The sequence below is a fragment of the Acetatifactor aquisgranensis genome (assembly GCF_943193215.1).
Classification (GTDB): domain Bacteria; phylum Bacillota; class Clostridia; order Lachnospirales; family Lachnospiraceae; genus Acetatifactor; species Acetatifactor aquisgranensis.
Genome location: NZ_CALPDH010000047.1, coordinates 14,244 through 28,708 on the forward strand (window position 1 = coordinate 14,244; position 14,465 = coordinate 28,708).

Here is a 14,465-nt window from a genome sequence, read left to right on the forward strand (position 1 = left end):
ACAGCCCAGGCAGCCACATATCAGGGAACAATCCGTACCGTAATTGAATAGCGACTAAAAACAGGGTGTAAAGGCTTTGGCGGGTTGCCAGGCCCTTACACCCTGTTGATTCTCCACATCCTGCTTCAAAACGAAGAAGGTGGATCAGTACCTTACAGTGCATGTCAGCATTGATAATGACTATTTGGGTCAATGGAAGGACGGTCTGGCCGGAGAGGAGTATGACGTGGACAAAACTCTGCTGCGGAGCGGCTTCGGGGATAAATTCCAGTGGAACAAGCTGCCGGAGGGCTGTGAATATGAACTGGCAGAGAACCAGGAGCTTTGCATCATCACGCAGTTAGGGAAAACGGACTACGCGTCCGGAACCTATACCCTGTACGCGGAGAGCTTTTGCTATGAAGCGCCGGCGGTAGAAAACGAAGGGGAGCCTTCCCGGGGGGTGGTGATTCCGGACGAGGATGTTCAGAACGGCTTCTACAGGACATCCATCGAAATCGTGCGCAACGGGGACTACGGGTTTGCGCTGAGCGGAGCGCTGGACAAGACGGAAGAACAGGTTCATTTTGATCAGTATGATATCTACGTGTCGCCTTTGACAGTATATCTGACCATGGAAGGAACTTATCAGGGAGAGATATCTTCGATATGGGGAATGCACAGAAGCCATGTCATCACAATCGGCTTCGCGGACGGCACCCAGATCCAGGCTACCGTGCTGTTAAGCGGGATGGGATACGGTGACGGCGAGATTGACGTGGACATGAGAGCTTCTTTCGGCACCGCCATTGACCCGGATTCCATCGTCAAAGTCATGCTGGACGATATAGTGCTCATGGGCGAGTGACATGCGGATGGCGAGCGGATTAGCCGCAGCAAATAGTTGAACCGGACTGGAAAATATGTTACTATCTCCTTGGGCTGAGAAATCGGCCCGGGGATTTTTTGCGGGAAAATGTGCAGTGGAAATCAAAGGAAGCGCCAGCCGGATAATCGGGATTAATGCCTGCCCCGATTCCTGCGCCATCGGGAAGAATGCAGGCAAGGATTTTCCCGCGTCTCCCCCAAAATCTACTATACAAAATAAAAATAAGTGATATAATAGAATCCAATGACAGGATTCTATTATCATGTATAATAGACGCTAGGAAAAAACAAGCATCCAAAGCCCCGCATCCCAAAGGGGCTTTCGATAAACCGGGAGGAAGAATACATGAAACCATACGGCGTAAACGAACTGAGAAGAATGTACCTGGATTTCTTCGAGAGCAAAGAACATCTGAAAATGAAGAGCTTTTCCCTGGTGCCCCACAACGACAACAGCCTGCTGATCATCAATTCCGGCATGGCTCCCCTGAAGCCCTACTTCACGGGCCAGGAAATCCCCCCCAGGCGCAGGGTCACCACCTGCCAGAAGTGCGTCCGCACAGGCGACATCGAGAACGTGGGCAAGACCGCAAGGCACCTTACCTTCTTCGAGATGCTGGGCAACTTCTCCTTCGGCGACTACTTCAAGCATGAGGCAATCCGCTGGAGCTGGGAGTTCCTGACAGAAGTGGTGGGCATGGATCCGGAGCGGCTCTACCCTTCCATCTACTGCGAGGACGAGGAAGCCTTCGAAATCTGGACAAAAGAAATCGGCGTGCCCGGGGAGAAGATTACCCGCTTCTACCGGGACGAGAACGGAAAATGCGACAATTTCTGGGAGCACGGCGCAGGCCCCTGCGGCCCCTGTTCCGAAATCTACTACGACAGAGGAATCAAATACGGCTGCGGCAAGCCGGACTGCAAGGTGGGCTGCGAGTGCGACCGCTTCATGGAAGTGTGGAACAACGTGTTCACCCAGTTCGACAACGACGGGCATGGCAACTACACGGAACTGGCCCAGAAGAACATCGATACCGGCATGGGCCTGGAGCGTCTGGCGGTGGTGGTGCAGGACGTGGACACTGTGTTCGACGTGGACACCATGAAGGCCATCCGGGACAAAATCTGTCAGATTGCCGGGACAGAGTACGAGGCGGACGAGGTAAAGGACGTGTCTATCCGCCTGATAACAGACCACATCCGTTCCACCACCTTCATGATCAGCGACGGCATCCTTCCCTCCAACGAAGGCCGGGGCTATGTGCTGCGCCGCCTGATCCGCCGTGCGGCAAGGCATGGCAGGCTTCTGGGCATCCGGGACAAGTTCATGGCACATTTAAGCGAGACCGTGATCGATGAGAGCAAGGACGGCTACCCTGAGCTGGAGGAGAAGCGGGCCTTCATCCTGAACGTGCTCACCCAGGAGGAGGACAAGTTCGACAAGACCATTGACCAGGGCCTGAGCATCCTGGCCCAGATGGAAGAGGAGATGAAAGCCCGGGGAACCACGGAGCTTTCCGGGGAGAACGCTTTCAAGCTGTACGATACCTTCGGATTCCCCACGGATCTGACCCAGGAGATTCTGGCGGAGAAGGGCTTCACCATTGACGAGGCGGGCTTTGGCGTGTGCATGCAGCACCAGAGGGACACGGCCAGAAAAGCCCGGAAGACCACCAATTACATGGGGGCGGACGTGACGGTATACGAATCCATCGATGCGTCGATCACTACCCGGTTCGTAGGCTACGACAGGCTCCGGCACAATTCAAAGATTACCGTGCTGACCACGGAGAGCGAGCTGGTGGAGGCTCTGACTGACGGCCAGGCAGGCACTGTCATCGTGGAGGAGACGCCTTTCTACGCCACCATGGGCGGCCAGAATGCTGACACGGGTGTCATTTCTACGGCAGACGGCAGTTTTGAGGTGAAAGATACTGTAAAACTGCTGGGCGGCAAGGTAGGACATATCGGCACGGTTACAAAGGGAATGATTAAGGTGGGAGATACGGCAACGCTGACCGTGGATGCGGACAAGCGCGGCGATACCTGCAAGAACCACAGCGCCACCCATCTGCTGCACAAAGCCCTGCGGGAAGTGCTGGGCACCCATGTAGAGCAGTCCGGCTCCTATGTGGACGGCGAACGGCTGCGCTTCGACTTCAGCCATTTCGCCGCCATGACCAGAGAGGAACTGGACAAGGTAGAAAAAATCGTAAATGAGCAGATTGCGGCAAACCTGCCTGTAGTGACGGAGATCATGGGTATCGAAGAGGCCAGAAAGACAGGAGCCATGGCGCTGTTCGGCGAGAAGTACGGAGAGGAAGTCCGCGTAGTGAAGATGGGCGATTTCTCCGTGGAACTCTGCGGCGGCACCCATGTGGCGAATACGGCTTCCATCGCCGCTTTCAAGATTCTCTCCGAGAACGGCATCGCCGCCGGTGTCCGCAGGATTGAGGCCCTGACGGGGAACGGCGTGTTCGCGTATTATAAAGAACTGGAGCAGACTATCGAGGAGGCCGCCAAGGCGCTGAGGGCCACACCTGCCAATCTGGTGGAGAAATGCGGGCATGTGATGGCACAGGTGAAAGAACTTTCCTCCGAACTGGAATCCCTGAAAGCCAAGGCTGCCAAGGAGGCCCTTGGGGACGTGATGGATAATGTGGCGGAAGTAAAGGGCGTGAAGCTTCTTGCCGCCAGTGTGGATAATGTGGACATGAACGGGTTGCGCGATTTGGGCGATCAGCTTAAGGGCAAACTGGGAGAGGGCGTCATCGTCCTGCTGTCAAATGCGAACGGCAAGGTGAACATGATTGCCATGGCCACGGAGGCCGCTCTTGCCAAGGGCGCCCATGCGGGGAACCTGATCAAAGGCATCGCGCCAAAGGTAGGCGGCGGTGGCGGCGGACGGCCGAACATGGCCCAGGCCGGCGGCAAGAATCCGGCGGGCATTCCCGATTGTATCGCGGAAGCCGCGAAAGTGCTGGAGAGCCAGATTGGGTAAGTGTATGATAATCTGTACATTGTATTGAAAAAAGAAGCTGCCATACCATTGACAGAATCATGAATGGTATGGCAGCTTCATATTTTGCGCTTCATGTTATTCCTTAATTTCGTCTTTGAGAGAAATATACTTTTTCTTCAATCCGGCATATGTTTCGTGGCATTTTCTTCCTTTGCCAAGAACATATCCTGAAAATTCTGTATCAAAAAGTGATTATTTTTTCGCGATTGGGCATAATGAGGGTACGGAAATAAACTTTTTATCGGAATTGTTAGTATAGATTGCAGAAAAATGCAAAAGAGAGGTGTCAAAATGAAAAGAAAAACAGAGAAAAGAGTAGCAATAGCACTGATGACGGCACTGATTTTCGTATTTGTGCCCATCATCAGACAGGACACAAAGGCTAAAGCGGCAAACGGCAGCCAGGTGATTGCAGCCAGCGAATCCGTTGGGGATACTACAGCGGACTGGCTGGTGATGGTAGAGCGGCTGGACCAGGCAATCCGGAACGGCACAGGACAGAATGTGAGCTTCCTGACAGGAAATCATTTCGAGATTCCCACGGACATTCTGGGCAGGCTGGCCGGAAAGAACGCCACTCTGGCGCTGCACACCAGCAACGGCGTTACTTTCAGCATAAGCGGCAGAGATATATATGCCGCGGATGCTCCGGTTGTAGTGGACGTATCCTTTGAGTCTGTCATTCCCGATGAAGTGAAGCGGCAGATTCCGGGACAGAATATCCTCAAAGAATTCTCCATGGAGCAGAAAGACGCGTATCCCTGCTGCCTGAACGTGCATCTGGGACTTGGGGAGGAATACGCCGGAAAACATGCCGTCCTGTACTCCTGCGACGAGTCGGCCGGCCTCCTGAGGCAGGAGGGAATCTTCCGGATCAATGAACTGGGCCATGCCATGTTCGGCCTGGAGCGGGGGGATGAATATATGGTGGCGGTCTACAGGGGCTATACAGTGGCGGAGGGGGATACTCTATCCCATGTAGCGGTCAGGAACGGCGTCAGCCTCCAGGCCTTGATGGCCGTCAATCCCCAGATCAAGGATGTGGATCAGATTCAGATCGGCCAGCTGGTCAATCTTCCGAACTGAAGATTCCGGATTGGAAAATGATAAAATCACTCTTTTTCGCTTTATGTGAAAATGGGTGATTTTTCAGTTAAATCTTGTCGATTCCTGCTACAGACAGTATAATAGTATAAGAAGTGATGACTTAAAAGTAATACAGAAAGAGAGAAAACCATGGACACATACACAGAATCCCTTGAAAACAGGGCCCGTGAGATCAGCCCGGAGGAGGACATCGACTATAGCAGGGCCTTGGTCGAGGTGGTGAGCATGTTCCGCAATTTCGACGAAGCGCTGGACACCTTTATCATAAGCCACGGATATTCGGGAGACAGACATGATGTAGACGAAAAAACATCTTTCATCAAGGCGAAATTCCAACAGAAAAAGATTCTGCCTCCAAGAAATATAAGGAACTGGTACACAGCGCATAAAAGGATAAAGAAAGAGACGGCAATCCGTATCTGCTTCGCCTTTGACCTGACAGTGGAGGAGTCAGAGGACTTTATGAGGCGGATATGTCTGCTGCGGAGTTTTGACTGCCATAATGTGGAGGAGGCTGTCTGTTATTATGCCATCAGCAACCATCTGGACTACCCGGAGGTCCGGCAGCTGCTGGACAGAGTGCCGAAACCTGATCCCAGGAGAATCGACTTTGCCCAGGAAGTCCTTTACACCTCTGCCATCATAGAAGAAATCAAGCGCTTCAAATCCTCGGAGGAGCTGATTGGATATATCAGCGCAAATATCTGGCAGTTCGGCTATAACAATGCCACTGCCTACAAATATATCTGCGGCATGTGGAAAGAAATCGCCGGGGAGGATGGGCTGGCGGCAGCCGAGAAGAAAAAACTGTACATAGCATTCAATGACAGGGACAGAGAAATCAGGGAGGCACAGGAGGGAAATCAGGGGAGTAAGCCGGAAAAACCTAAGTCTGGCAGGAGTGAAAAATCCGGGAATTCCCTGTGGGAGACCTATCTGCAGATATTAGGGCTGGCCGGGAACCGGATTGCAAAGCTGGATACGGACAGATCCTTAAAGCCTATCCTAAAGGATAACGAGCTGCTTCATGCCTGGGCGGAGGACTCTTTTCCCAGCAGGGGCGGCCTGGAGAAAATCCTCAATAGGGAGCATGTGTCGGAGCAGCTGGCTCACAAAACAATCATTCTGCTGGTCTTCTACAGATTCTGGGTCAAACTGGCGCTGAAGAGCCACAGCTATCAGGCTCGTGGCGGCGATACGGACAGATGTATCTGTGAAATCGACAGATATCTGATGGATGCCGGGTATCCGGAGCTATATCCGGGAGATCCTTTTGACTGGATTATCCTGCACGCGGTGGAAAATGAATTCCCTCTTCTCGTATTCAGGGATTTCATGAGGGAGCTGTTCTATGTCAAGGAAAACGATATTGATGCCAGATATGCCGTGGAATGGTGCTGACGCATCTACAAATCCAGAAAAGCCGTTTGAGGGTGTACAATCAGAACAGGGAACGGCAGGAGAAGAGGATGGTATGACATGGACACAAGAACTGCTCTGAAGGAAGGCACGTTACTTAAGGTTTCGAATATCGATAGAGGCACAGTGACTTATACGATACAGGACGAAATAGGAAGAGGGAATTCCGGCATTGTATATAATGGCTTCTACAGGGATAATGCCGGAGGCCGGAACACTGTCCGTATAAAGGAGTGCTATCCTTTCAGGGCAGGGCTCCTGCGCAGAGGCGACGAGCTGATCCCCATCGGAGAAACGGAGGCCGCGGACTTTGAGGAATGCAAGAAGAAAATGGAAGAGTCGTTCATCGTGAACAACAGGCTGTTCCATACAGACGGCCTGACGAACTTCATTTCCAATACCATCGATAAGTATGTGACGAACAATACAATTTATATCGTTTCAACGTACCATGAGGGAGATGTGCTCTCCTGTGAGATGGCGGATTCTGTCAAAGCCTGCGTCTCCATCGTAAAAAGCGTCGCAGCTGCGATTCGCAGATTCCACGAGGCGGGATATCTGTATCTGGACATCAAGCCGGAGAATATCTTTGTCCTGAAAGGGGCCGCCCATGTGGTACAGATGTTCGATTTCGATTCCCTGATTCCTCTGGAGGATATCCGCAGATCGGGCAGAAAGGAGAAATACAGAATCTTTTTTACTAAGGGCTTCGCTGCGCTGGAACAGGAGAGGGGATATGGGCATCTGTTGGGGAGACATACAGATGTATATGGGGTAGGGGCGCTGCTGTTCTATCTGCTTTTTGGCCGCACTCCAGAGGCGCCGGACTGCGAGACAGGTGTGGAATACCAGTTCAACCGCTGCAGATTCGCGGACAAAAACTACCAGGACAGGCTGTTCCGGGCGCTGCCGGATTTTTTCCATCATACACTGGCAGGATATTATCTCGACAGGTACCAGGACATGGATCAGGTCATTGGGAAGCTGGAGGAAATCGAGAAATATGCGGACACGGTGGTGCCGTTCATCATATCCAGCCAGGTCGGGCGACCTCTTGTCCTGTTGGGAGGGAGCGGGAGATTGAGGCTGTCTGCGACTGGATGGAAAGGGATGAAACGAACTGTCTTTTCCTCACCGGTATGGGCGGAATAGGCAAGAGTACTCTGGTGCGGGAATGCATAGCGAACTGCCATGAACGGTTGGATGCGGTGCTGTATCTGTACTACAACGGCAGCATGCAGAAAACGATTGCGGATGATGGGCAGCTGCGTATCAACACAGTGGAGAGAATGCAGGAAGAGAGCACAGAGGACTATTTCCGCAGAAAGGTCAGGGTGCTCCGGGATTTGGCGGCGGGGAAAAGGATTCTTCTGGTGGTGGACAATTTCGAAGGAACGCCGGACGAGGATTTCGCCGCTGTTCTGGGGACAGGCTGTAAGACGATTGTGGTGAGCCGGAGGGAGGTGCCGGACACAGGCTATGCCACTCTGCGGCTAAGGGAGATTTCGGACAGGGAAGAACTGTACGCCCTGTTCGAATGCTATCTGCGCAGAGAACTCGATGAGACGGAATTTGACCATTTGGACGAAATCATCCGCGCGGTGCTGGGACATACCCTGGCCCTGCAGCTGATTGCCAGACAGGTGGAGTGCAGCCATATCTCAATTGCCCAGGCCGCTGCGCTCCTGAGGGAAAAAGGCTTTTCGGACATGGCGCCTGAAAAGGTGGATTATGTGAAGGACTGGCAGCTGCACCAGAATACGGTGGCCCGAATCGTCCATGTGATTTTCCAGGCGGATCATATGCTGGACAGGAAAAAAGCGTTGCTGAAAGCCCTGTCCATGTTTCCGGCAGCAGGGGTGGACATCAATGTCTTTTCCGACCTGACCATGCTGGAGACCAAGGATCCCCTTAACGAGCTGGCCAGGGAGGGCTGGATGCAGATGGAGGGGAGGCAGCTGTCGCTGCATCCGGTGGTGCAGGAGGTGGTCAGGAGGTGGGAATGGAGCCGGATGGATTGGGATGTATGCGGCCTGGTGATGTACGACATCCTGGAACGGATCGAATTGGAGACGCAAAGGGAAAACATTCCCTGGAGACAGCTGCTGGATATGCAATTGCTAAAAGCATGCATGGAGGAAGATCCAGCGACTGACGCAACGGTTCGGGAGTATGCAGCTGGAAAAGGGCTTGAGGGAGATTTTCTCCTGAAGTGCATCGAGAACAGCAACCAGGGGCAGATTACGGATCGCCGCAAGCTGCGCGTATGGCTCGATATGGCGGAAAGCGTCCTGGACTATTGCAGGAGAGAAACGGATGTTCGGGAGATGAAGATGTATTATCCTCTTTTATATGTCACTGTCATGAACATGCCGCCGGACAGGGAAGATTACATCCTGGAACATGCAAAAGAATGGCTGGCCAGCCTGGAGGAGGACGGCTGGGACTATGCGAAGGGAAAAGTGGTTTTGGATCTCTATGACAGAATCATATCCATATATGAAGAGCGAGAGGAAAGCCGGATGGCTTATTTCGAGCTGAAAAAGGTGGAAAGGATAGCCCGGGAATCTCGACACCATTATCTCAAAGGCCAGTATTACATGATTCTTGTAGGATATCTACAATCTATAACAGACTGGTATTATGGAAAGAATGCCCAGACAGGAAACATCCTGAAGTTGCTCTTTGCAGTCGGTAAGGCCATCTGGCATTTGAAGAGGGACAGGACAGATGACAGCAAGGTCATGTACACAGAAGCGCTCTTATCGAAAGTGTATCTGCTGACTTTGAGCTTCCCATGGAGATACCGGAAGATTATCAGACTGCTGGTGACGGCGAAAGGAATCGTTGAGGCGTGCACCCAGGAATATGCGAAAATCCGGAAGAGGTACTATGTGACAGAGGCCTGGTTCTACACGCTGATATTGAGGGATTATGAAGAGATGACCCACTCCATGTTGCGTGCAGAGGAAATCGCGCAGGCTACGGCGGACATGCCTCTGTCCGTAATAGATGATGTCATCCTGCCCTGGATGGCCATGCTCGGTGAATTCAGGAAATATGAGGAAGCAGCTGAAAAGCTGAAAAAGGGCATACAGATGTGCGAGAAAGACGAATATAAGGGCATCATTCCGTATATCCGGAAAAGAGTGCATTTATATGCGTGCCTGCTGGATATGTATTACCTGGGCGGGGATTTCACGAAATGCAGGGAAGTGATCGGAATCATTGACGAGGAGAACAGCAGAAACCGGGAGTATGGGGTGGTTAAGGTCATTGAGGAGGGGTATCGGGAGGAGATTTTCAATGGATAAAACGTGATACCATGAGGCATCGAAAGAGAATGGCTTATACTGAAGACCGCCGGAATTGAAAGTAGGAAAATAAGCAAAGGGTTCTTGCCAGCAATCCGCAGTCGGGATTCGTGGCAGGTTTTACTGGCGTGTGGTATAAATAAAAGACAGGAGAAAAAAGTATGGCGAGGATAAAGATTATCAGCAATCCATATAAAAGAGAGATTTTGTATTTCAATTTCAATGAAGAGTCAGCGGAATGGGAAGATATCAAGAACAACAATGCCAATAGCAGGTTAAGGGAAGACGAATCGGGTAAGGCGTTTTTGCCTTTTAAAATCAAGGAAATCGTAGATATTATTGTTGAGGAATACTATGCAGGTGCAGATAAGATTGAAATCGAGTTTGAAGGAACGCGAGATGATTACGCTGAGGTAGAAGCTGTTTGTCAAACAGATGACATACGGGAAAAGGTCATATTGACAAGAAATGTAAGGACTCTTGAAAACGCAAGAGATATCCTGGAAGATATCAAAGATACCTTTGAAGTGGTACACCCCATTATCAAGAAAATCGTGCACGATGACGAACGGGTAAAGAAAGATTTAAATAAAGTATCAGATGCACTGGACGACATCATCCCAATTTGTGTATTTGGAAACTATAGTGCTGGGAAATCGACATTTATCAATGCTTTGCTGGGTAGTGAGATTCTACCAAGCGGAGGAGACCCAGTGACTGCAAAAATATATCAGATTGAGCGTTCTATGCAGGAAGACAGAGCCAAAATAAGGTTTACATATAAGGAAGAAAATATACTCCTTTTATTTGAGGGAACTACATATAGAGTACAGGCTGAGAATGTGGAAAGTGAAATCATACAGGAAATCGACAAAGCGATTGCGGAATGTAAATACAATGATATGTCTTCAATGGTCAGCTGTGCACTGGAACTGATCAACGGCTTTAAAAAGCGTGATAAAAATAAAATTGTAATTGGTAATGTGATAGAATTGGAGATTCCATTTTCCAGGAATGGCATACTCGGACAATCGTATAATAAGTTCGTGATTTTTGATACACCGGGGTCGAATTCTGCTTCAAATAGTGAACATTCAAAAGTATTGGCAGAAGCTTTGGAAGGCTTTTCAAATGGTATACCGGTGTGGATTACACAGTATGAGACGATTGATAGCGAGGATAATGCGAATTTATGTGACAAAATATTTGAAATTAAAGCTTTAGATAAACGCTTTACCATGATTGTTCTTAACAAAGCAGATGGCTCTGATTTACCGGAAGAAGGGCTATCTGAGGGACAAGTAAAGGATATTTTGGAGTACAATGCTGTCGAAAAGATGTATGCAGGTGGACTTTATTTTGTCTCATCTATTATGGGGTTGGGCGCAAAAAACAATGGGGAACTGAAAGATAAGCATTATAGAAAGACATATCGTTCTCAACAGGAGATGTATTCTGATCCGGATGATTTGGATTATGTAGTATTATATAAATTTAATATTATGCCAGAACAGATAAAACACGCTGCAGTGGAATGTTCTGCAAAATGTGGTAATTTGATTTATGCAAATAGTGGATTGTACTGTATCGAGAGGGAGATAGAGAATTTTGCCAGTAAGCATTCGGCATATAATAAATGCCAAATGGTATATATGTTCTTGAATGATGTGATTGATGAAACGAATAAGAGGATTACTTACAGAGCGGAATCTTTGAAAAAGACGCGGGAGGCAAGGAAAAAAGAGTTAGAGTCAACGAAGTCACAGTTAATAGAGAGTATTATGGAGGAAGCGCAGACCAAGGAAAGTGAATTTGATAGAGAATCTAAAACGTTTCTGAAGTCATTCTTGGACAAAAAACTGATTTATGCATATACAACAGAAGATTTAGACGGATTGGGTGCGCAGATTCGAAGTCAGAACTCCGATGAAAGTGATTTTTTGTTACAGGAAAAAGACTTTGAGAAAGCAAAAGATAGTATGTGGGGCCATTTAAAAGCAAATGGGCGGGGCCTGCTCAAAGGGAATATCATCAGTTCAATTAAGAACATGAAAGAGGATTTTGCCAAGGATTATAAGGAGTTACAGGAAAGCAAAAAGGAGATGGATTTTGCTGAAAGTGAAATAGATAAAGCAACATCAGACAGTTTGCTGCAAATTGTTATTGATGAATATAAAAAGAATATTCTAGCAGCTAAAGATATTTTAAGTGAAGAGATAAAAGGGCGGTGGTATGCCAATGCGCAGTTGCTAAGGAATGGACTGATTGAGATTATTACAGGTTCGGAGGCGCTGTCCGTGGGACAGAGAGAGGAACTTTCCAGTATTATCATTAATTATCGCCCACTGGAATTTAACGATGATGCAGACAATATTTTTATCAAGAAGAGGTTTCTGAGAGGCAATGTATTAGGATTTCAGTGGTTTGAATCGGAAAAGCTGGATACAAAGCGGCTTTCGGGAAGTTATAATGAAAAAATGCGTAAAAATATAAGAGCAATCGCAGAAGAAATGAACAATGGTTGTTTTGTAAGCTTCAAAAACTGGGAGCAGAGCCTGGCATCTGTCATTGAGACAAACATTACGGAATATAATCCGCAGTTAAGGGATATGGCGGAAATGATAAAGGAAGAGACAGATAAGATTATCGAATTGGAGGAGAATCAGAAGGCAATCAGTTCGTCATTAGAAACAATAAGAGAAATGATGGCTTGGAAAATACTGGAGTAAAAGGGGGAATATATGGGCGTTAAAAATGTTGTGAAAAGAATCGGGCAGAGGGCAGGGGATAAGGTCGCAAAATTGTCTGCGCTGAGCCCATATCAGGTAGAGACGATACAGCTTCGGAGAGAGGAGTATTTGCTGGAAAAGCCAAACCCAAATGATGGAATTGCCCGGGTATGTACTGAGAGGTTGATGGCGGCCAGCAGCGTGGAAATATTCAATGCTTTTCTGCCGCAGATAAAGGAATTATATCTCCCAATCAGGAAAGAGGCAGAATATGACAAAGCTTTTTATGCAGAACATAATATCAGATATTTCAACATAACGAAGTGGGTGACGGATAAAAAAGAAAATAATTTAGAAAAACTGGTAAATGTATACGCAGTATTGTCTAATGAAGAATGTAATATTGCACTTGTATTCAACAGGACGCAACAGAATACGCAGGTCTACCTTGCAGTGGTGAATACACAGAATGCCGAAAATAATGTGGATGCAGACATTTTTAAGCATCGCCTGATTGAAGCGGTTCGTGGGAATTTCCCTGGCGCGGAATGGAAAGATGAGGGAATGGGTATCATACCATGTCTTAAAAATGAAAAGGCTTATTCTGTAGCCAGTGCCTCTAATATACCTACGGAAAAATCGGAGAAATTTATCAGCCAGACCATAGAAAAGCTTTTGGATGGAGTGATACCTGACACTAAAAAGAAAGAATATACGCTCATCTTGCTTGCTACTCCGATTCAGGATGTGGAAGAGAGAAAACTCAAACTGGGAGAATTCTATTCCGGGTTGGCGTCATATGCGTCCTGGCAGACGAGTTTTCAGTTTACGGAAAATAATGCGGTGGGGTCAGGAGCCACGATTGGGGTCAATGCCGGGGTGAGTGCTGGCGTGCAGAATGGGCAAAACTATTCTATAGGGGAGACGGATAGTGTTGCTGAATCCACAGGAAGGACAGAAACTGAAAGTAAAAGCGATACTGTTACGGATGCTGTTGCGAATGCGGAATCCAGTAGTGATGCGCATACAGAAAGTATAAATAGCAATAAGACAATAAGCCAAGGGGAAAATGAAACATTCGGGATAAATAAGTCCCGAACATTAGGTGAAAACTACTCTGAATCAAGCGGAGAAAATAGTTCGGTATCAGCGCAGGCGGGAATAAACATATCGGGATTGAGTGGTTCTGTAACTAAAGGGGGTGGTACATCTAGTTCTATTACTGCCGGGTCATCAGATACAATTACCTCTGGGAAAAACAGTAGCTATGGTACAAGTAGGAGTATGGCGGAGTCTTTAGGTAAGACCGCATCTGATACTCTGACAAAGGGACTAACTAATACAATTTCCAGGAGCGTATCTGAGACCACAGGAACTGCCGTTGCAAATACTCTGGGCAAAGCCGTGACCAAAGCAATGGCAAAAACGGCTGGAGTTGCCCAAAGTGTCAGTCTGGGAGGAAATTTTGGCGCTAATTTTGCTCGTTCTTCAACGATTACTGCTACTGTTGGGAAAAACGAAGGGATAACCCAGTCGTTTACAAATTTCAACATAAAACATGCCTTGGAGTTATTAGAAAACCAGATGAAGAGGCTGGAACAGAGTACAGCCTTGGGCATGTGGGACTTTGCCGCATATGTATTAAGCGAAGAGCAGAATGTGGCGAACAATGTGGCACATACTTATCTTGCGTTGACTTTGGGAGAAGAGTCCTATATGTCCAAATCCGCAATTAATTTATGGCGCGGCAATAGCATCGATAAGGATGAATCGGAGACTGCAAAAGAAATATGTGGGTACTTGAGGGAGCTAAGGCATCCTGTATTTGGACTGAATCCAGATATTGTCCAGGCGGATTTTGATAATATCATGAAACTGAAAGATAAAGAGCCTGTAGAGTTTCTTTCATACCCCTCGATTATCATATATCCCTCCCTATAATGTCAAGTGATTTTCCTTAAAAAATCAAGGAATTTTAAGTTTCATATCTCAGATGAATGAGCCAAG

General features: G+C 48.3%; 8 protein-coding genes. All 8 read left to right on the forward strand.

The features are described from left to right. Positions 1-157 precede the first annotated feature (157 nt). The 8 genes from NFS35_RS25950 (at position 158) to NFS35_RS25985 (ending at position 14,399) form a co-directional block, all read left to right on the forward strand. Entirely contained in the window at positions 158-847 is a 690-nt protein-coding gene (locus NFS35_RS25950) for a hypothetical protein (protein ID WP_251209907.1), read from the forward strand. Positions 848-1,213: 366 nt separating this feature from the next. Continuing rightward, positions 1,214-3,868, forward strand: a complete 2,655-nt coding sequence (gene alaS / locus NFS35_RS25955) for an alanine--tRNA ligase (RefSeq protein WP_251209908.1) — start codon at positions 1,214-1,216, stop codon at positions 3,866-3,868. A gap of 312 nt (positions 3,869-4,180) precedes the next feature. Next, on the forward strand, positions 4,181-4,975 hold the full coding sequence (locus tag NFS35_RS25960; protein ID WP_251209909.1) for a LysM peptidoglycan-binding domain-containing protein: 795 nt from the start codon (positions 4,181-4,183) through the stop codon (positions 4,973-4,975). Between the two features lie 150 nt (positions 4,976-5,125). Further along, positions 5,126-6,397 carry a hypothetical protein gene (locus NFS35_RS25965; RefSeq protein ID WP_251209910.1) on the forward strand — a complete coding sequence of 424 codons (1,272 nt, stop codon included), beginning with the start codon at positions 5,126-5,128 and terminating at the stop codon, positions 6,395-6,397. A 78-nt stretch (positions 6,398-6,475) separates the two neighbouring features. Continuing rightward, complete coding sequence (locus tag NFS35_RS25970; protein ID WP_251209911.1) at positions 6,476-7,567, forward strand: protein kinase domain-containing protein; 1,092 nt, start codon at positions 6,476-6,478, stop codon at positions 7,565-7,567. Beyond that, positions 7,516-9,729: an NB-ARC domain-containing protein gene (locus NFS35_RS25975; protein ID WP_251209912.1), complete on the forward strand. Its 2,214-nt coding sequence runs from the start codon at positions 7,516-7,518 to the stop codon at positions 9,727-9,729. The genes NFS35_RS25970 and NFS35_RS25975 overlap by 52 nt, the downstream gene beginning before the upstream one ends. 161 nt (positions 9,730-9,890) lie before the next feature. Beyond that, the gene (locus NFS35_RS25980; RefSeq protein ID WP_251209913.1) at positions 9,891-12,458 is read left to right on the forward strand and encodes a dynamin family protein; all 2,568 of its coding nucleotides are present in this window, start codon (positions 9,891-9,893) and stop codon (positions 12,456-12,458) included. A gap of 12 nt (positions 12,459-12,470) precedes the next feature. Then, positions 12,471-14,399: a serine-rich family protein gene (locus NFS35_RS25985; RefSeq protein WP_251209914.1), complete on the forward strand. Its 1,929-nt coding sequence runs from the start codon at positions 12,471-12,473 to the stop codon at positions 14,397-14,399. Positions 14,400-14,465 lie beyond the last annotated feature (66 nt).

Bases quoted from the DNA above. Each gene is read 5' to 3' on its own strand.
- NFS35_RS25965 (WP_251209910.1), top strand. From the start codon at position 5,126: ATGGACACATACACAGAATCCCTTGAAAACAGGGCCCGTGAGATCAGC.
- alaS (WP_251209908.1), top strand. From the start codon at position 1,214: ATGAAACCATACGGCGTAAACGAACTGAGAAGAATGTACCTGGATTTC.
- NFS35_RS25985 (WP_251209914.1), top strand. From the start codon at position 12,471: ATGGGCGTTAAAAATGTTGTGAAAAGAATCGGGCAGAGGGCAGGGGAT.
- NFS35_RS25980 (WP_251209913.1), top strand. From the start codon at position 9,891: ATGGCGAGGATAAAGATTATCAGCAATCCATATAAAAGAGAGATTTTG.
- NFS35_RS25970 (WP_251209911.1), top strand. From the start codon at position 6,476: ATGGACACAAGAACTGCTCTGAAGGAAGGCACGTTACTTAAGGTTTCG.
- NFS35_RS25975 (WP_251209912.1), top strand. From the start codon at position 7,516: ATGGAAAGGGATGAAACGAACTGTCTTTTCCTCACCGGTATGGGCGGA.
- NFS35_RS25960 (WP_251209909.1), top strand. From the start codon at position 4,181: ATGAAAAGAAAAACAGAGAAAAGAGTAGCAATAGCACTGATGACGGCA.